Below are 18,277 nucleotides of genomic sequence, written 5' to 3'. Positions count from 1 at the left end.
CCGGTACCGCCCGGCCGGGCTCAGGCGGGTCCGCGCGAGAGGGCGAGGGTGTCGGCCAGCAGCCGCCAGATGTCCGCCGCCAGGTCGATGTTGGCGGCCTTCTGGGCCTCCTCGGCGAGGCGGCGCATCCGCGCCAGCCCCTCCTCCTCGGCGCCCTCGATGACCAGCAGCCGGCTGTCCAGGATGTCCAGCCGGACCCGGTTGCGGTAGGTCATGTTCGGGTCGGTGCCGCGCACCCGGTCCAGCAGTGCGCGGGCGTCGGCGAACCGTGCGCCCTGGAAGGCGATCTCGGCCTTGAGGGCCGTCACCTCCTGCCCCAGCGCCGGGATGCCGACGAAGGCGAGGCTGGTCTCGGCCTGTTCCACGTACCGCTCGGAGACGTCGAGTTCCGGCGGTGTCTTCTGCAGGTGCAGCCGGGCGGCCGCGACCCGCAGCCGTGTCCACAGCGAGAGGTTCTCCGCGCTGCCGAAGCCGGCCAGCGCCTGGTCCAGCAGCTCCTGGGCACTGTTCGGGTCGCCCTGGCGGACGCGGACGGCGGCGGCGGTCCACAGGGCCTCGGCCCACAGGGAGTCGGTGCGCCCGCCGGTGAGGGCGGTCAGCTCGTCGGCGTGCGCGCGGGCCTCCGAGAGGCGGCCCGCCTCGGTCTCCACGGAGACCAGGGCCAGCAGGCTGGCGGCCACGTCCTGGATCGGGAGGTCGTTCTCCCGGGCCAGCCGGTGGGCCTCCGAGGCGGCTTCGGCGGCCCGGGGGATCTCCCCGCACGAACGCAGGCACCGTGCGAGCTGGGTGAGGCCGCGGGAGCGCAGTTCGGGCAGGTCCAGTTCGTCGCCGAGCCGCACCAGTTCCTCCAGCGACTCCCCCTCCTTGTGGTGCTCGCCCATCCGGCGGTGCCACTGGGCGACCAGCCACAGGGCCTGCCAGCGCAGCAGGGGGTCCTGGCCGCTGCCCGAGGCGAGCGCCTGCTCGACCTGCCGGACGTTCTCGTCGGAGTCGGCGGAGGCGGCGATGGCGAGAGCCCGCGTCAGCGAGGCCGTCTCGGGCTCGTCGAACGCCGTGGGCGCGATCCCGAGTTGCGCGGCCAGGTGCTCCACGGCCCGGGTCGTGGGCTGGCGCACGCCGGACTCCAGCCGCGAGAGGTAGCCCGTGGACATCCCCTCGCCCGCGAGGACCACCTGCGAGAGCCCCCGCTGGGTCCGGAGCTGCTTGAGCCGACGCCCGAACAACGGTTGTTCCAACACGTGATCAACCCCAGGGGTTCGGACGGACATGACGGGAGCGGCGGAGGTCGCGGGGCGGGCGGTCCGGTCGCACTCGCTCAGCAGGGACATGCTGCCGCGAGCTTTGCTGAGGCTAACCGCTAAGGCGACACCGAGGCAAATTATTGCCCGTGGGGCGAACGAAACAAACTACGATCGCCACTTCTGGCCAAGATCAAGATTGCCAATCAGTTGGAAACATGTTGCCAAGCGGTCGATCTCTGGACTAGCTTCCGTGGCAACGCAGCCGTCACCACGGCACCACTGACCTCCCTCGTCACCACTGCCAAGGAGTTTTCGTGCGTTCCTTGCTCCGTACCGCCCGAGTCCGTGTCGCAGCCGGCGCCTTCGTCGCCCTGCTCGCCGTCGCCGTCACCGGGGTGTCCGGATTTCCTGTCGCCGCCGGGGACATCGGCTGGCCGCCGCCGCCGGGTGGCGCCGTCGCCGCCGGGGACATCGGCTGGCCGCCGCCGCCGGAGAGCCCCGCCCACGGGACCGGCCGGACCGCGCCCGACCCGGCCCCCACCCTGCGCAACGACATCGGCTGGCCCTCCCCCGGCGCCTGATCCCGCCGCACCCGGCACGATCCCGCCGTCCCGCGGCCGCGACCCGGCCGCCCCTCATTGCTCGCACACCGCTCAGAGAGTGACAGACCCGATGGATTGCGACCCTCCCCCGGCCCATGCCGCCAGAACCGCAGTGATCGTCGACGGGTACTCGACCGGTGCCTTCCTTCCCCCGGCCTTCGCCAGGCTCGGCGTCGACGTGGTGCACGTGTACAGCTCCGCACAACCGATGTCGACGATGCTCCAGCCGGATGCGGACGCCTACCGCGGCCAGCTGTACTGCCCGGACGCCACCGCGTTCGGGACGACCGTCGAAGCGCTCCGTACGCTCGGCCCGGTGGCCGTGCTGGCGGGCCAGGAGCCCGGCGTCCCGCTCGCCGACGCGCTCAGCGAGGCCCTGGGCCTCGCGACCAACGGGACGCACCTCTCGGCCGCCCGCCGGGACAAGTACGAGATGATCGAGGCCCTGCGCCGGGCCGGTGTGCGCTGCGCGGACCAGTACAAGGGGTCCGATCCGCAGGCGCTCGCCGACTGGGCCGAGCGGACGGGCGGCGGGTATCCCGTGGTGGTCAAGCCGCTGAGTTCGGCCTCCACCGACCACGTCTACCGCTGCCACGACGCGGCCGAGGTCCTCGCGGCGGCCCGCGCGGTGCTCGGCTCCACCGACATCTTCGACCGGCCCAACTCCGAGGCGCTCGTGCAGTCCTTCCTGGAAGGCACGGAGTACATCGTCGACACGGTCAGCGTCGCCGGGCAGCGGTACGTCTGCGGCGTGTGGGAGTACGAGAAGGAGATCCTGCCGAACGGCAGGAACATCTACGACCTCGACGTCCTGCTCGACCCGGACGACGGCCCGGTCCCCGCGCTGGTCGCCTACGTCGACACGGTGCTCCAGGCCCTCGGCATCGAGCACGGTCCCGCCCACGCCGAGGTCATCATGACCCCGCACGGACCGACCCTCGTGGAGATCGGCGCACGCCTCAACGGCAACATGAACCCGGGCTTCCACGACGTGTGCACGGGCGCCAACCAGGCCGATCTGACCGCCCTCGCCTACACCCGCCCCTCGGAGTTCACCCGGCGGTACGCCGGCCTGGTCTACTCCCGGCGCGCGGCAGCGGCCGTCCACAGCACCCGCACCGGGCTCAGCGGCCTGGTCGAGTCCGTGGACCGGGAGGCGGTCGCGCGGATCGAAGCCCTGCCGAGCGTCCACCTCGTCGGCGTCAAGCTCGGCCCCGGCAAACGGATCAGCCCCACGGCCGACCTCCTCACCAGCCCGCTGCGGATCTTCCTGACGGCCGACGGCATGGAGCAGGTGCGGGCCGACCGCGACGCCGTCCAGGACCTCAAGGACGGGGTCTACCGGGTGGCCCAGGACCAGCGGCGCCCCAGCGTCCTGCTGCTGGGCCCCGACAAGTACGTCATGCAGGCATGCCTGCGGGGCGGCGTCGACGCGGTCGTCGCCTGGGGGGCGGCCGGCTACGACCACGGGCTGGCCGAGGTCCCCGAGGGGCTGACCGTACTCCTCGTCGACGACCACAAGAGCCCCGAGGCCGTGCTGACGGCCCTGCACAGGGCCGGGCTGGGCGAGCACCCCTTCGACGCCGTCCACACCTCCGACGAATGGGCGCTGGTCACCGCCGGGATGCTCGCCACCCAGCTGGGCTGCCGGGCGATCGACCCGGTCACCGCCGCGTACTTCCGCGACAAGTCGCTGCAAAAACGCGCGGTCGCGGCGGCCGGCATACCGGCCGCCCGGGTCACCGTCATCGACGACGTGCACGACGTGTCCGGTGTCGCGTGGGAGTACGACAGGGCCGTGCTCAAGCCCGTGGCCGGCGCCGCGACCGCGCGCACCGCGGTCGTCGACGGCCCGGAGGCGCTGCGCGCCCTCAGCCGCCGCTACCGCGCGGAGCGCACGGCTCAGCGCACCTTCGTCCTGGAGGAGTACATCGGCGGCGAGGAGTGGATCGCGGACGGTTTCCTGCACGACGGGGAACTGCTCTTCCTGGCCGTCGGCCGCTACGGGGCCCCCTGCCTCACCATGATCGACGAGCAGACCCCGCTCTGGATGCGGCACTTCGACCCGAAGGACGAGGCCTGGGCGTACGACCGGGCCGAGCCGGTGGTGCGGCGCTCCCTGGAGGCGCTCGGACTGCGCGACGGCGTCTTCCACATGGAGCTGTTCCACGACCCCGGGACCGGGGGGCTGACCTTCAGCGAGTGTGCGGCCCGCCGCGGCGGCGCCCTGATCCACGAGCAGATCCAGGCCAAGTTCGGCGTCCATCTGGGCGAGGCGGCGCTGATGAGCGCGCTCGGCCGGACGCCGCGCGCCGAGGTGGAGGTCCGCCCCGGGGTCTTCGGCACCAGCTACCTCAAGGGCCGGGCCGGCATCATGTTCGGCTGCCCCTCCCCCGCGGAGCTGCGCGCCCTGCCCGGGGTGGAGTTCGCCCGGGTCGAGTTCCCGGCCGGTGAACGCTTCCTCGGCGACATCGACAACACCAACCACCGGGTGGGACAGGTGCTGGTGTCGGCGGCCGACGAGGAACGGCTGGAGGCCCGTTTCGCCGAGGTGGGGGCCTGGTTCGAGGAACGCCTGGTGATCGCCCCGCAGGGGCTCACCGGACGCGAGATCCGTGCCTGGGGCCGCGCGTTGCGGCCCGAGGCCGACTTCCGGGACCCGCTGTGGCCGTGACCACGCCCGCACAGCAGCCGGGGGCGAAGGACACGGCCGCCCGGCGGAGGCGGCCGGCGCGGCTGCTGCCGGAGCGCGGTCCCCGCCGGACCCTGGCCGGGGCGACCTTCGTCAACGCCTTGGGCAGCGGCATGTTCATGTCGTCCAGCGTCCTGTACTTCACCCGTGTCGTGGGCCTGCCGATGTCCCAGGTCGCGTTCGGGCTGTTCGCCGGTGCCATGGTCGGCCTGGTGGCCGGTGTCCTGGGCGGCCGGATCGCGGACCGCTGGGGCGCCCGGGAGACGCAGATCGCGGTGATGCTCTCGGGTGCGGTGTTCATGGGCTGCTTCCTGCTGGTCGACGCCTTCTGGTCGTTCGTGCTGATCTCCGTGCTCACCGGGGTGGTGTTCGCCGCGGACAAGTCCAGCCGGGCGCCGCTGGTACGGAGCTTCGGCGGCGACGACCCGGCCCGGTTCCGCGCCTACCTGCGCGCCGGGACCAACCTGGGCATCTCGCTCGGGGCGCTGGCCGCGGGCGTCGCCATCCAGCTCGACACCGCGCCGGCCTACCTGACCCTGGTCGGGGCCCGGGCCCTGGCCTTCGTCGGCTGCGCGATCACGCTGCTGTGGCTGCCCCGGCCGGTCCCCGTCGAGGTGCCGCCGCTCAGCGGCCGGTGGGAGGCGCTGCGGGACCGTCCGTACCTCGCGGCCACCGTGCTCAACTCCCTGATGTCACTGCACTTCGCGGTGCCGACGTTCCTGCTGCCGCTGTGGATCGTCGAGCACACCGAGGCGCCCCGCTGGATGGTCTCCGGGGTGCTGGTCCTCAACACCGTCCTGGTCATCACCCTCCAGGTCGCGGTGAGCAAGAACGTCAGCGACCCCGCCTCGGCGGGCTCCCGGATGCGCTGGGCGGGCGGGGCCGTCGCCGTCGGGCTGCTGCTGATGATGGCCGCCGGCGACCTCTCCATGTGGGCCTCGGCCGCGCTGCTGCTGGCCGCCACCGCCGTCTACACGCTCGGCGAGCTGTGGCACGCGGCCGCCGCGATGGAGTACTCCTTCGGGCTCGCGGCCCCGCACGCCCAAGGGCAGTACTCCGGGGTCTTCGGTCTCGGCGGCGGCCTGGCGGAGGCGCTCGCCCCCGCCGTGCTGGCCACCCTGGCACTCGGCCTCGGCCGCTCGGGCTGGTTCGTGCTGGCACTCGTGTTCCTCTTCGTGGGCTGTGTCAGCCGCCCGCTCGTCTCCTGGGCCGTCCGGACCTCGCCACGGCCCCGGACGTACGAGGGCCCGGTGGTCTGAACCGCCCGCGAGGGCAGCCCGGCCCCTCCCCCTCCCCCCTCCCCCTTCTCCCTTCTCCCCTTGCCTTCCCCTTCCTTCCCCTGTCGTTCCCCGTGCCGTCCGGGCTCCCGTCCGGACGGCACGGACACCAGAAACCGGAGAGCAGCATGGCCACCCCGACCCTCAGCGTCATCGACCCCGAGCTCGTCGAGATCGTCCCCGGTCCCGCCCTCGACCAGGACGAGATCCTCAAGGCCTACCAGCAGTACCTGGACCGTCTGCCCGACGCTCCCTCCGGCAAGCCGGAGGACCGCTTCCGCCGGCTGGGGCTGACCCACCGCGCCGGTGCCGAGGACCCGTGGCGCGACGCGGGCAACGGCCAGTTCGACCAGAGGACGGGCCGGAAGAACTTCGAGGAGGGCGAGTTCGCGTTCTTCAACGAGGAGCTGAAGGACACCTACTTCTACGAGCTCTACCGGAGCCTGACCTTCCGCCCCGGCCGGATGCGCCTGGTCACCCTGCACCCGGGCGAGATCTACCACATGCACACCGACCACTCGCGCGTGGCGCACGTGGCGCTCACGACCAACGAGGACAGCCGTCTGCTGTTCCGCAGCGGCCACACCTACCACGTGCCGACCGACGGCCGGGTCCACATCCTCAACACCCTGCGTCACCACTCCGCGTACAACGCGGGCGGGACCGACCGCATCCACCTCACGATGACGCTGGCCGGCTGACCCCCGCCCCCACGCGCCCCGACCGCCACCCAAGGAGCAACGATGTCAACGCCGTCCGCCGCCGCCCGGTCCGGGCCGCCCCCGGCCCACCGCAGCACCGAGGAGTTCCGGCGGTGGGCCGACGAGGTCCGCGCCGCCACCACCGACAGTCCGCTGGGCGTCGGCGGGGCCCGTCCAGCCCCCGGCGGGCGGTCCGCGACGGTGCGGCTGCCCCTCGACGCCGCCCTGCGCGCGGCGGTCGGGCGCACGGCCCGGGAACACCGCGTCACCCCGCTGGCGGTGGGCCTGGCGGCCCTCGCCGTGACCCTCTCCCGACGGACCGGCACGGACCGGGTGGTGGCCGGGACGCCGCAGGTCCCGGTGGTCCTCGCGGTACGGGACGAGGTGGGCCGGGCCGAGTTCCTCGCCGACGCCGCCCTGGAGCTGGAGCGGTCGCTCGCGTCGTGGGCCGCCGGCGCCGAGGGGCTGCCTCCCGAGCACCTCGTCGAGTTCCGGCACGGCCCGGCACCGGCCGAGCTGTCGGGGGCGCGGGAGGTCTGCGTCGCCCTGGAGGGCCTCGACCCGGCCGCGGGCACGTGCGAACTCGTCGCCCTCTACAGCGAGGAGCGGTACACCGCCTCCGGCGTCCTGCGGCTCCTCGCTCACCTGCGGACCGTCCTGCGCGGGCTGACCGCCGGGCAGGAGCACACGGTCGGGACGCTGGAGCTGCTGGACGAGGCGGGGCGCCGGGAGCTGCTGGCGCTCGGGCAGGGCGCCGAACTGCCCGCCGAAGGCCGGGGCCCGGTGTACGGGCGCATTGCCGAACTCGCCCGCCTCGCACCGGACGCACCCGCGGTGGCCTGCGGCGGCGACCGGGCCGACCGGGCCGCGCTGGACGCCTGGGCGGCCCGGATCTCCGCCCGGCTGGCCAAGGCCGGGATCGGCCGGGGCGACCGGGTCGCCGTGCTGGCCGACCGGTCCGTCGCCATGGTCGCCGCGGTGCTCGGGGTGGTGCGCGCGGGAGCGGCGTACGTCCCCGTCGATCCGGCCAACCCGGACGCGCGGATCGCCGCGGTACTCGGCGACGCGCGGGTCGGCGCGGTCCTGGTGACGGGGGCGCTCGGGGAGCGGGTCGCCGGGCTCGGCCTCACCGTCCTGTCGGCCGACGAGCCCGCCGTACGGGGCGAAGGCGGGTCCGCCGTATGCGAGGAGGACGGGGTTCCCGAGCCGGTGGAGACCGGCCCCGACGACCCCGCGTACCTCATCTACACCTCGGGGAGCACCGGTACCCCCAAGGGCGTCCTCGTGGAGCACGCCCAACTGGCCGCCTCCACCCTCGCGCGCCGCGAGGTCTACCCGGGCCGGCCGGTCTTCCTGCTGCTCTCGCCGCTCGCCTTCGACTCCTCCGTCGCCGGGCTGTGGGGCACCCTGAGCGCGGGCGGCCTGCTCGTCGTGGCGGACCCCGGCGAGTACCGCGACCCGGAGGCGCTGCTCGGCCTGGTCGAGCGGCACGCCGTGACGCACCTGCTGTGCGTCCCCTCCCTGTACGACGCGATCCTCTCGGCCGGTGAGCAGCTGGACCGGCTGCCCGCCGGACTGACCACGGTGATCACGGCCGGTGAGGCGCTGGCCGAGTCGCTGCTGAGCCGGCACGCCGCGCTGCTGCCCGGCGTCGCGCTCGTGAACGAGTACGGACCCACCGAGGCCACCGTCTGGGCGAGTTACCGGCGCTTCGGGACCGCCGGTCCCGTCGACATCGGCGGTCCGGTGCCGGGCGCCCTGCTGTACGTGCTCGACCCGGCGGGCCGGCTGGTGCCGCCCGGGATCACCGGCGAGCTGCACATCGGGGGCTCGGGGGTCACCCGCGGCTACTTCGGCCGGCCGGAGGCCACCGCCGTGTCCTTCGTCGCCGACCCCTTCGCGGGCGGCGGCACCCGGATGTACCGCACCGGTGACCTGGTCCGCTGGAGCGCGACGGGCACCCTGGAGTTCCTCGGGCGCCGCGACGGCCAGGTCAAGATCCGCGGCCACCGCGTCGAGCTGGGCGCGGTCGAGTCGGCGCTGCTCGCCTGCCCCGGCGTCCGTGAGGCCGTCGCCGTACCGGACGCCACGGGCACCCGGCTGACCGGTTTCGTCGTCACGAGCGCGCCCCAGGCGCTGAACTCCGTACGGGAGCGGCTGGCGCTGGAGCTGCCCGAGGTGGCGGTGCCGGCGGTGCTGAGGGCGATGGACGCCTTCCCGGTCACGGTCAACGGCAAGGCGGACCGGGCGGCGCTGGCCGCACTCCTGGAGCACGGGGCGCGAGCGGACCGGCCCGGACGGGCCGCGGCCGGGACGGCGCTGCGGGAGGCGCGGCCGGCCGGGGCCGGCGCGGACCCGGTCGCGCAGGTCTCGGCGGCGTGGGCGGAGGTGCTGGGGATCTCCTCCGTACCGACCTCCGTCAACTTCTTCGACCTGGGCGGGCATTCGCTGCTGATCATCCGGCTCCAGGAGGCCCTGGGACGCCATACCGGCGCACGGCCCTCCGTCGTCGAGCTGTTCCGCTGCTCCACGGTGGACGCCCAGGCCGCGCTCGTACGGGCCGGTGCCGGGGCGGGCGCCGAGCAGGCGGGGCAGGGCGACGGCCGCGCCGAGCGGGCGCGCCGCGAGCGGGCCGCCCGCGCCCGCCAGCGCCGTGCCGTGCAGGGGGCGACCCGATGACCGCGCCGCTCGGACACCCCGGGAACCACGCGGCCACGGACGCGCCCGCCGCTCAGGACGCCCGGGACCGGTCCCTGGACATCGCCGTCACCGGCATGGCCGGCCGCTTCCCCGGCGCCGCCGACATCGGCTCCTGGTGGCAGGCGCTGCTGCGCGGCGAGGTGCTCACCTCCCGCCTGCCCCGCGGACGGCTCCTGGGCGACGGCGAGCCGGCGAGTGTGCTGGACGACCCGGACTACGTCCCCGTACGGGGCCTGCTGGAGGACGCCGACCGGTTCGACCACGAGCTGTTCGGCATCAGCCCGCGCGAGGCCGAACTCATGGACCCCCAGCACCGGCTGATGCTGGAGGCCGCCTGGACGGCCCTGGAGGACGCGGGCTGCGACCCGCTGACCGAGTCCCGGGTCACCGGCGTCTACGCCAGCGCGAGCAGCAGCGCCTACCTGCGCGCCATGCTCACCTCGGGGACCCTGGACGCGGCGGGCGTCGAGGAGGCGCTGCGCGCCAACGAGCCCGACTACATGGCCACCCGGATCGCCTACCGCCTCGGCCTGACCGGGCCGGCACTGAGCGTGCTGACCGCCTGCTCCTCCTCCCTGGTCGCCGTGCACCTCGCCGTGCAGGCCCTGCTGAACGGCGAGTGCGAGCAGGCCGTGGTCGTCGCGGCGGCCGTCGACTTCCCGCAGACCGGTCACGTCCACCTGCCCGGGGGGATCCTCTCCGCCTCCGGGGAGTGCCGCCCCTTCGACGCCGCCGCCGACGGTGCGCTGGCGGGCTCCGGGGTGGTCGCCGTGGTCCTGCGCCCGGCCGAGGACGCCCTCGACGACGGAAGCGACCCGTACGGGCTGATCATCGGTACCGCCGTCAACAACGACGGCTCCGCCAAGGCGGGCTACCAGGCGCCCTCCGCCGCCGGGCAGGAGGCCGTGATCCGGGCCGCCCTCGCCGCGGCGGACATCGGCGCCGGCACCCTGGGCTACCTGGAGGCGCACGCCACCGGTACCCGGGTCGGCGACCCCATCGAGTGGTCGGCCGCCTCCTCGGTCCTGCGCGCCCTGGGCGCCGCACCGGGCAGCGTCGCGGTCGGCGCCGTGAAGGCCAACATCGGCCACCTCGACGCGGCGTCCGGGCTGGTGTCGCTGATGAAGACCCTGCTGGTGGTACGCGACGGACAGGTTCCCCCGGTGGCCGGGTTCACCGGTCTCAACCCCTTGCTGGAGACCGGTGGTTCGCCGCTGTACGTGCCCACCGCCCGCTTCGACTGGGACGGCCCCGGCCCGCGCCGGGCGGGCGTCTCTTCGTTGGGCTTGGGCGGGACCACCGCCGCGGTGGGCGTGGTGCAGCCCCCGGTCCGGGCGGGGCGGGCGGGGGCCCCCCCCCACGGCCGGGTGCTGATGGTCTCGGCCGCCGGACCGCAGGCCCTGACCCGTTCGGTGCGGCGCCTCGCCGAGCGGCTGCCCGGCCTGGAGTCCACCCCGCTCGGGGACATCGCCCACACCCTGGCCGCAGGCCGGGCCCGGCTGCCGTACCGTACGGCCGTCGTCGGCCGCACCCACCGGGAACTGGCCGAGCGGCTGGACGCGGCGACCACGGCGACCGGGCCCGCCGGGAGACCGGCACCCGTGGTGTTCCTGCTGCCCGGCCAGGGCAGCCAGCGCCCCGGCATGGCACTGCCGTTCCGGGAGGCGCTGCCCGGGTTCGACGCCGCTCTGGAGGAGTGCCTGGCGCTCTTCGAGGAGGGGACGGCGGCCCGGCTGCGGCCCGCGCTGCTCGATCCGGCGTTCCCCGCCGGGGAGCTGGCGCGTACCGAACTGGCGCAGCCCGCGCTGTTCTGCGTGGAGTACGCGGCGGCCACCGCGCTGACCGCTCTCGGTCTCGGCCCGGTCGCGCTCGCCGGGCACAGCCTCGGCGAGCTGACCGCCGCCGCGCTGGCGGGCGTACTGGCACCGGGCGACGCGGCCTCGCTGGTGGCCCTGCGCGGGCGTGCCATGCAGTCCTGCCCGCCCGGTGCGATGCTCTCCCTGCCCGTGGGTGAGGGCGAGGCCACCGCTCTGGCCCGGGAGTTCGCCGGGACGGGCGGGCCGCTGCTGGAGCTCGCCGCCGTGAACACCGCCGAGAGCGCGGTCCTGGCCGGGCCCGCCGACGCGGTGGAGGCCTTCCGGGGGTGGCTCGGTGGCCGGGAGAGGGTCCGGCGGCTGCGGACCAGCCACGCCTTCCACACCTCGATGATCGAGCCGGCCGTCGGGGAGCTGGCGCGGGCCGTGGCGGAGCTGCCCCTCGGGCGCCCCCGGCTGCCGTACCTGTCCAATGCCACCGGCGCCCTGGTGCCGGCCGGCAGCCCGGTCGAGGCGGACTCGTTCGCCCGGCAAGCGCGCGGCACCGTACGGTTCGCGGCCGGGCTGGCGGCGATCGCCGGGTTCCACCCGGACGCGGTGGCGGTCGAGCTCGGCCCCGGCCGGGCGCTGAGCAGTATGGCGGAGGCTGCGGGGCTGACGGCCGTGGCCCTCAGCCCGGGGCGCTCGGAGCGTCCCGGTGAGGAGACCCTGTCGGCACTGGCCGGGCTGTGGGCCGCCGGACTGCCGCTCGACGCGGTGGCCCTGGCCGGCCCCGGGCGTCCGGCGCACCTGCCCGGCTACGCCTTCGCGGGGCCGCGCCTGGTGGCGCCGCAGGCGCTGGCGCGGCTGCGGAACGTACCCGGGTCGGGGGGCGGCCCCGCCCCCCCCCCCCCGGCGGGGGGCCCCCCCCCCGGCGGGGGGGGGGCGGGGGGGGGCCCCGCGGGGCGCGGCGGCCCCGCGCGCGGCCCCGGCGGGGGGGGGGCGGGGGGGGGGGGGGCGGGGGGGGGGGGGGGGGGGGGGCCGGCCGGGCGGCGCCGCCCCCCCCCCCCCCCCCCACGCCCGTACGGGGAGCCCGGCCCCGGGCGTGAGGGGCGCGGTGCGGACCGCGGCGGCACCGGCCACGGCGGTACGCAGCCCTGGTGAGGCGGTCGCGGCCCGGTGGACCGAGCTGCTCGGCCGGCCCGGGCTGTCACCCGAGTCCGATTTCTTCGACCTCGGTGGTGACTCCCTCCTGGTGGTCCGGCTCGCCCGGCGGCTCGGCGACGACCTGGGGGTACGCGTCCCGGTCCGGGCGCTGATGACCGGGCCGACCCTCGCCCAGCAGACCGCCCTCGTGGAATCACTGATCACGGCAGGAGCAGAGGAACGACGATGAGCTGGCTCAGATGCGCGGTCCCGCGCCCCGGGGCGACGTACCGCCTGGTGTGCTTCCCGCACGCGGGCGGCTCGCCGTCCTTCTTCCACGAGTGGGCCGGGCAACTGCCCGGGTACGAGATCCACTCGGTGTGCTACCCGGGCCGCGCGGCCCGGCTCCAGGAGCCCCTGCCCACCGACCTGCACCGGATGGCCGAGGACATCACCGAGGCGGTGCTGCCGCTCCTGGACCGGCCCACGGCCCTCCTCGGTCACAGCATGGGCGCGGTCGTCGCCTTCGAGACGGCGCGGCGCCTCCAGGCGCGGGGCCGTCCGGTCGGGCACCTCTACGCCTCCGGGGCGCGCGCACCGCACCTCGCGCACCGCACGGACGGTGGCCCGGCCGCCGCCGACATGGACGACGAGGCGGTCGCGGACGCTCTGGTGGAGCTGGGCGGCACGGACGCCGAGCTGTTGTCGGACCCCGACTTCCGCGAGCTGGTCCTGCCGTACGTGTGCGGCGACTTCAGGATGTTCGACGCCTACGAGTACCGGTCCGGCCCGCTCCTGACCTGTCCGGTCACCGCCGTCGCGGGCAGCGCGGACCCGCAGGTCGACGAGGAGCGGGCCGCGGCCTGGGCGGATGTCACCGAAGGCCCGTTCGTCCGGCACACCGTACCGGGCGACCACTTCTACCTGATCGCGCGGCCACCGCTCGCGATTCTCGCCGAGGGACTGTCCCGCGCCCTCTCCCCCACCGCCCCCCTCCTGCGCACCCACCCGTGAAAGGGCCCTCCCCCATGTCTGACCGTGTCCCCACCGCCCTCTCCCCCTCTCCTGCCTCCGACCACTACCTGTTGTTCGCGATCGGCCCCCAGCTGGACTTCGCGGGCCGGATACGTGAACTGGACGAGTCCGCCACCGTCTCGGTGCTCTGCCGGCCCGAACACCTGTCCCGGATCACCGAGTCCGGCCACTACGCGCGGGTCCTCGCGGTGCGCAAGGACGCCCCGATGGACGAGGTCGTCGCGCTGGCCCGTACCGTCCACACGATCCAGCCGGTCACCCGGATCACCACGTTCTGGGAGCACGACCAGGACCGCGCCGCCGCGGTGGGCGCCGCCCTGGGCATCGCCACGCACCGTGCGCGGACCGTACGCCTGGTACAGGACAAGCACGCGATGCGGGAACGGCTGCGCGAGGCGGGCGTGGAGGACACGACGGCGGCGCGTGCGTTCGGCGAGGCCGACCTGCTCGCCTTCGGCGAGAGCGCCGGCTACCCGTTCATCGTCAAGCCGACGGCGGGCACGGCCAGTTTCGGGGTCACCCTCGTGCACTCCCCTCAGGAGGCGTCGGCCGCCTACCTCGCGGCGGCCGGCGACTTCCCGGGGATCGCCCGGCTCGGCGTCCTCGCGGAGGAGTACCACACGGGGCCGCAGTACAGCGTGGAGGCGTTCTCGGAGGCCGCCGAGCACGTGGTGGTCGCGATCACCCGCAAGTACTCGGACCCGCGGGACATGGTCGAGCTCGGCCACGTCGTGCCCGCCCCGCTGGACGCCGGGGCCCAGGAGGCCGTCGGCGCCCATGTGGCCCGCGTACTGGACGCCCTCGGCGTGGAGTTCGGGCCGACGCACACCGAGATCGTCCTCACGGCCGAGGGCCCGCGCGTCATCGAGACCCACTTGCGGGTGGGCGGTGACGAGATCTTCAACCTGGTCAAGGACGCCACGGGCGTCGACATGATCGAGCTCCAGACCCGGCAGGCGTGCGGCGCCAAGGTCCTGCCGGACATCCGCGCCGTCCTGGACGAGGACCGCGCCCCGCGGTGCGAGGCCATCTGGTTCACGGCCCCGGAAGTCGGCGGGACCTTCATGGGCCTGGCGGACGGGGACCCGGGGCTGACCGACCCGGACGTCACCGTGCTGCTGGCGGAGGGCTCGGAACTGACGGACCTCGCCGGCTCCTTCGCCCGTATCGCCCGCGCGAGGGGCACGGGCCCGACCGCGGACGAAGCCCTCGCGGCCGCCCGTTCCCGGGTGGAGGCCCTGTCGTTCGTCTTCCACGTCTCCCCGCCGCGCCGCGACCACGTCTGACGCCCGGCGGGCCGGAGGCCCGTACGCTCGCGCGCCGTGAACCGGCCGCCCGACGGGGTGCCCGGTTCACGGCCCGGCTGTCCCGGTTCTTCGCCGCCGCTCAGAGGGCGCGGTGCATGACGTGCAGCCCGACATAGCCCTCCGCCGGGTGCCGGAAGCCCTCCGGGACGGTGCCCAGCACCTCGAAGCCCAGGGACCGGTACAGCTTCACCGCGTGCGTGTTCGTCTCGACGACCGCGTTGAACTGCATGGCCCGGAACCCCGCCGCGCGCGCCCACTCCAGCGTGTACGCACACAGCGCGCGGCCCACGCCCTGCCCGGAGTGCGCCGGGTCGACCATGTAACTGGCGCTCGCGATGTGCGAGGCGTTACCCATGTGGTTGTTGTTCATCTTCGCCGTGCCCAGCACGGTCCCGTTGTCGTCGACGGCGACGACCGTACGGTTCGGGGCGGGCAGCAACCACCAGTCCCGGCCCTGCTCCTCGGTGAGGCCGACGGGGTAGGTGAAGGCCTCCCCCGCGGCAACGATCTTGTGGAAGAAGGGCCAGACGGCGGGCCAGTCCTCGGTGACGGCTTCCCTGATCAACATGCGGACAGGATGTCGGCACGACTGCGGGGCCGCAACACCTTTCCCACCCGGACCGACATCACCCGGGACGGGACCGCACACGGACTCCCTTCCGGCGACGCCGTTCTCCTCCCCCCCTGCCTTCGCGGGTGGTGGGTCTGTCCTCGTGGCTGCGTCGGCCGGGTGTCAGGACGGCCGACGCAGCCACGAATCGAGAACCGTGCAGTCGTCGTCGGTCAGACCATGGCGGGGATCGACGCGGTGGAGCAGGGCGTGTCCTCGGTGGTGGGCGGTGACCCAGGCCCGGTCGGTACCGGTGATCTCGTCGTCGGCCCAGGCGAACGGGCGTCCCGCCGCCCATTCGACAAGGGCCCGGGTCTTCCAGTGCAGTCCGTCCCGCTCGTCCTGGTCATCGGTGTCGGAGGGTTCCGGCCAGATCACCACCGCCAGCGGTGGCAGACCGATCCGCGGAGCGATGCACTCGTTCGCGTCAGCCATCCAGAGCGACGGGTCGCCCTTGCACCTCCAGGATGCAGGCCCGTGCCGCTGACTGGAGAGTGGAACCATGGCTCGCAAGCCTGCCGGACCGGTGCGCTATCTCGACCTGCTTCTCAGGAAGTCCCAGGTCGTGAGGGGTACGGCTGCCCGGGACATCCTGTCTCTGAAGGCTCAGGAGGTGCGGGGCCGGGCGTGGGCGAAGGACAACGGGTACGAGATCCGGCGGATCTTCCGCGAGAACCTGAGCGCTTACAAGAAGGGCGTGAAGCGCCCGGAGTTCGACGCGGCGGTGCACGCTCTGCTTGAAGGTGACTCGGACTGCCTGTGGGTGTACGACTCCTCCCGTTACTCCCGGCAGGGTGCGGGCGACGTGCTGAAGATCCTGGACGTCCCGGGCAAGCGCCTGGTGTTCGACCTGGACCGACTGGACACCGACATCCCCGCCGACCGCTCCCGCATCGTGGGCAAGGCGGAGGACGCCCGCGAGTACAGCCGTGTCCTGTCGGAGAAGGTCCGCGACACCAAGGCCCAGCAGCGCGAGGAGGGCAAGTGGCTGTCGGGTGCGCCGATCGGGTGCAAGGTCACGAAGAAGCGCAAGCTGAAGCCTGGCAAGCTTTGGCCGATGATCGTGCGTATCCACAACGAGGCCGCCGAAGGCGCTTCGAGCCGGAAGATCGCGCTGGGGCTGACCGCCGACGGGTACCGCTCGTCTCGGGGCGGCCCCGTCCGGTCGAACACCGTCGGCAAGATCTTGCGTAATCCGGTGTACCTCGGATGGCAGGTCTTCACCGTGAAGGGGCACCACCACCTCTACCTGAACGCCAAGGGCAAGCCGGTGCGGGTGTTCGCCAAGGGGGCGGAGACCATCCCACAGGAGACGTTCGACAAGCACCGCCGGATCGCGGCCGGGATCGACCGGCGCAAGAACCTGCCGACCGTGGAGGAACAGGGGAAGCCTGTCGAGCGCTCGCCCGCCTCGGGCCTCATCTGGTGCGACGGCGGTGGCCGTGACCCGAAGAAGGGCCACACGGCGACGATCCATGGCCAGTCGTTCCGCTGCGGCCCGCTCTGCCTCGGTATCACCACGTGCCCCGACCCGGTTACCGGCATGCGGGCCTCGGTGGAACGAGTCCTCGCCCAGGAGTGGCACAAGAAGCTGACCACCGCCAGCCCGCTGGACCCCGTCATGCTGGCCGTCGCAGAGGGCTGGGTGGCCCTCTCGCAGCCGGAGGAGAGCCAGAGGGAGTCCGAAGGCCCGGGGCCAGATCAAGCTGGCGGAGGAGGCCGTGGCCCGCCTGGACCGGCTGAACGCGGGCGGGGCCTACACCGGCCGTGACGGCGAGGAGACGTTCATCAAGCTGCGACGGGCGGCGGTGGAGGACGTGGAGAGCGCCCGCAAGGACTGGGAGGCGGTGGCCAAGCCGATAGCGGACATCTCGGCGCTGAGAGATCCCGAGCGCTGCCTGAAGCTGTGGGAGTCCGGTGACAGCCACTACCGGGGTCAGCTGCTGCGGCTGGCGATCGAGCGGGTGTATCTGAAGAAGGCCCCCTACTCGGGGGCACGACTCAAGGCGGACCGGCTGGACATCGTGTGGAAGAAGCCGCGTGGGTGGAAGCCCCCGAAGCCGGCGGCCGGGGAGGGGAGCCGTTAACCGGCCCGGCTTAATACCTATGAGACTTTCTCTCGTGGGGAGTTGAGGGCTCGGTGTTAACCGCTTCCCCTCAATACAAGTGGACAGATGCGCGCACTCGAACGTGCGCGGCGGCTTCGCGGGAGACCCCGGCACTGCGCCGGGGTCTCTCTCATTTGCTCCGGGATTCGTCCGCAGGCGAGCGGGGCGGTTGCGCCTGCACCTGTTCATGATCACCGCGTTTCGTCGGGGGGAGGAGTGCCGGACATGGAGACCACCACGGCCCGGTGCCGGGTGTGCGGGGTGCGGCCCCGGGCCCGGGACGGCCCGCAGGCGGTCTGTGCGGACGACCGCTGCCGCAGGGCGTTCGCCCTGGCGCAGGAGTCCCAGCGCGCGGCGCTGAGAGAGCTTGCGGACCCCGCGCTGTGCGGTGAGTGCGGCGAGCCGTCGGGCAGGCGGCCCGCCCTCGCCGGGCAGGTCACCTACTGCGAGCCGTGCGCGGACGACCGCAGGGCGCGCCGCCGTGAGGACACCCGCCGCGCCGAACTACTGGAGCGCACTGCACAGGGCCCCCGGCCGTGCCACAACCCCCGGTGCACGGGCAGCGTGGACGCGGTGGCCGACCCCCGCAGGCGCTACTGCTCCGAGAAGTGCTCCCGCGCCGCCGAGCACGCCCGCCGCAAGGCCCGCCAGGCCGGTAGAGACCCCGGAGAGAAGCCCCGCCCGTGCCGACGCTGCCGCTTCCGCAAGGAGGTGATGCAGTTCCCGGACGGCGTCTGCCGCGCCTGCCAGGCCGAGCAGCGCCGCCGCCTCAAGGACCGCCGGGAGTCGATCCGCCGCAACGTCTCGCAGCGGTTCGGCGGCCACTGCGCGTACTGCCCGTCCGCACTGGCCACGCCGGGTGAAGTCCTGGACCACGTCCGGCCGGTGGCGCGCGGAGGGCTCACGGAGATCGCCAATCTCCGCTGGGCCTGCCGGGACTGCAACACCGACAAGGGCGACATGCTGGCGTCCGAGTGGATCTCCCCGCGCGAACGCCTGACCCCACCTCAGATTCGGGGGGATGTCGTGACGTGCGCAAACCCCCCGACCCCCTGACCCCAGGGA

At 74.0% G+C, this 18,277-nt stretch carries 14 protein-coding genes and 1 pseudogene; 12 read left to right on the top strand and 3 right to left on the bottom strand.

The window, feature by feature from the left end:
• Nucleotides 1–20: 20 nt before the first annotated feature.
• On the bottom strand, nt 21–1,238 hold the full coding sequence (locus ACIA5F_RS09950) for a helix-turn-helix domain-containing protein (RefSeq protein ID WP_399351117.1): 1,218 nt from the start codon (nt 1,236–1,238) through the stop codon (nt 21–23).
• Nucleotides 1,239–1,555: 317 nt separating this feature from the next.
• Here ACIA5F_RS09950 and ACIA5F_RS09945 point away from each other — a divergent pair, with 317 nt between their 5' ends.
• The 9 genes from ACIA5F_RS09945 (at nt 1,556) to ACIA5F_RS09905 (ending at nt 14,473) form a co-directional block, all read left to right on the top strand.
• Nucleotides 1,556–1,822, top strand: coding sequence for a hypothetical protein (locus ACIA5F_RS09945; protein ID WP_399351115.1), 267 nt, complete (start codon nt 1,556–1,558; stop codon nt 1,820–1,822).
• Between the two features lie 133 nt (nt 1,823–1,955).
• Nucleotides 1,956–4,517 carry an ATP-grasp domain-containing protein gene (locus ACIA5F_RS09940; protein ID WP_399351113.1) on the top strand — a complete coding sequence of 854 codons (2,562 nt, stop codon included), beginning with the start codon at nt 1,956–1,958 and terminating at the stop codon, nt 4,515–4,517.
• Nucleotides 4,514–5,794: an MFS transporter gene (locus ACIA5F_RS09935; RefSeq protein WP_399351111.1), complete on the top strand. Its 1,281-nt coding sequence runs from the start codon at nt 4,514–4,516 to the stop codon at nt 5,792–5,794. Before ACIA5F_RS09940 ends, ACIA5F_RS09935 begins: the two co-directional genes overlap by 4 nt.
• 146 nt (nt 5,795–5,940) lie before the next feature.
• Nucleotides 5,941–6,513, top strand: a complete 573-nt coding sequence (locus ACIA5F_RS09930) for a hypothetical protein (protein ID WP_399351109.1) — start codon at nt 5,941–5,943, stop codon at nt 6,511–6,513.
• Nucleotides 6,514–6,555: 42 nt separating this feature from the next.
• On the top strand, nt 6,556–9,192 hold the full coding sequence (locus ACIA5F_RS09925) for an amino acid adenylation domain-containing protein (RefSeq protein ID WP_399351107.1): 2,637 nt from the start codon (nt 6,556–6,558) through the stop codon (nt 9,190–9,192).
• On the top strand, nt 9,189–12,170 hold the full coding sequence (locus ACIA5F_RS09920) for a type I polyketide synthase (RefSeq protein WP_399351105.1): 2,982 nt from the start codon (nt 9,189–9,191) through the stop codon (nt 12,168–12,170). Before ACIA5F_RS09925 ends, ACIA5F_RS09920 begins: the two co-directional genes overlap by 4 nt.
• Nucleotides 12,124–12,402 carry an acyl carrier protein gene (locus ACIA5F_RS09915; RefSeq protein ID WP_399351103.1) on the top strand — a complete coding sequence of 93 codons (279 nt, stop codon included), beginning with the start codon at nt 12,124–12,126 and terminating at the stop codon, nt 12,400–12,402. The genes ACIA5F_RS09920 and ACIA5F_RS09915 overlap by 47 nt, the downstream gene beginning before the upstream one ends.
• Nucleotides 12,399–13,166 (top strand): thioesterase II family protein, encoded by a 768-nt coding sequence (locus ACIA5F_RS09910; protein ID WP_399351101.1) that lies wholly within the window; start codon nt 12,399–12,401, stop codon nt 13,164–13,166. The genes ACIA5F_RS09915 and ACIA5F_RS09910 overlap by 4 nt, the downstream gene beginning before the upstream one ends.
• A 14-nt stretch (nt 13,167–13,180) precedes the next feature.
• A complete protein-coding gene (locus ACIA5F_RS09905) occupies nt 13,181–14,473 on the top strand; it encodes an acetyl-CoA carboxylase biotin carboxylase subunit family protein (protein ID WP_399351099.1) in 1,293 nt (430 codons plus the stop codon).
• A 100-nt stretch (nt 14,474–14,573) separates the two neighbouring features.
• On the opposite strand, the gene ACIA5F_RS09900 is transcribed toward ACIA5F_RS09905, so the two are convergent.
• Nucleotides 14,574–15,062, bottom strand: coding sequence for a GNAT family N-acetyltransferase (locus ACIA5F_RS09900; protein ID WP_399351097.1), 489 nt, complete (start codon nt 15,060–15,062; stop codon nt 14,574–14,576).
• A gap of 165 nt (nt 15,063–15,227) precedes the next feature.
• Nucleotides 15,228–15,542 (bottom strand): annotated as a pseudogene (locus tag ACIA5F_RS09895) (hypothetical protein); the annotation flags it as partial.
• Nucleotides 15,543–15,606: 64 nt separating this feature from the next.
• On the opposite strand from ACIA5F_RS09895, the gene ACIA5F_RS09890 reads away from it, so the two are divergent.
• From ACIA5F_RS09890 to ACIA5F_RS09880, 3 genes are all read left to right on the top strand, one after another.
• Complete coding sequence (locus ACIA5F_RS09890; protein WP_399351095.1) at nt 15,607–16,875, top strand: recombinase family protein; 1,269 nt, start codon at nt 15,607–15,609, stop codon at nt 16,873–16,875.
• The gene (locus ACIA5F_RS09885; RefSeq protein WP_399351093.1) at nt 16,826–17,191 is read left to right on the top strand and encodes a hypothetical protein; all 366 of its coding nucleotides are present in this window, start codon (nt 16,826–16,828) and stop codon (nt 17,189–17,191) included. Before ACIA5F_RS09890 ends, ACIA5F_RS09885 begins: the two co-directional genes overlap by 50 nt.
• Nucleotides 17,192–17,437: 246 nt before the next feature.
• Nucleotides 17,438–18,268: an HNH endonuclease gene (locus ACIA5F_RS09880; RefSeq protein WP_399351091.1), complete on the top strand. Its 831-nt coding sequence runs from the start codon at nt 17,438–17,440 to the stop codon at nt 18,266–18,268.
• Nucleotides 18,269–18,277 lie beyond the last annotated feature (9 nt).

Origin of the sequence: Streptomyces sp. NPDC051567 (assembly GCF_044454165.1) — a bacterium.
In the GTDB taxonomy this organism is placed as follows: domain Bacteria; phylum Actinomycetota; class Actinomycetes; order Streptomycetales; family Streptomycetaceae; genus Streptomyces.
Note: the sequence above shows the minus strand (reverse complement) of the source record. Positions and strands in the feature narration are given on the sequence as shown.

What these genes read in the sequence shown, in the direction of transcription:
- ACIA5F_RS09905 (WP_399351099.1), top strand. Translation starts at nt 13,181, where the DNA reads ATGTCTGACCGTGTCCCCACCGCCCTCTCCCCCTCTCCTGCCTCCGAC.
- ACIA5F_RS09880 (WP_399351091.1), top strand. Translation starts at nt 17,438, where the DNA reads ATGGAGACCACCACGGCCCGGTGCCGGGTGTGCGGGGTGCGGCCCCGG.
- ACIA5F_RS09910 (WP_399351101.1), top strand. Translation starts at nt 12,399, where the DNA reads ATGAGCTGGCTCAGATGCGCGGTCCCGCGCCCCGGGGCGACGTACCGC.
- ACIA5F_RS09925 (WP_399351107.1), top strand. Translation starts at nt 6,556, where the DNA reads ATGTCAACGCCGTCCGCCGCCGCCCGGTCCGGGCCGCCCCCGGCCCAC.
- ACIA5F_RS09930 (WP_399351109.1), top strand. Translation starts at nt 5,941, where the DNA reads ATGGCCACCCCGACCCTCAGCGTCATCGACCCCGAGCTCGTCGAGATC.
- ACIA5F_RS09920 (WP_399351105.1), top strand. Translation starts at nt 9,189, where the DNA reads ATGACCGCGCCGCTCGGACACCCCGGGAACCACGCGGCCACGGACGCG.
- ACIA5F_RS09900 (WP_399351097.1), bottom strand. Translation starts at nt 15,062, where the DNA reads ATGTTGATCAGGGAAGCCGTCACCGAGGACTGGCCCGCCGTCTGGCCC.
- ACIA5F_RS09890 (WP_399351095.1), top strand. Translation starts at nt 15,607, where the DNA reads ATGGCTCGCAAGCCTGCCGGACCGGTGCGCTATCTCGACCTGCTTCTC.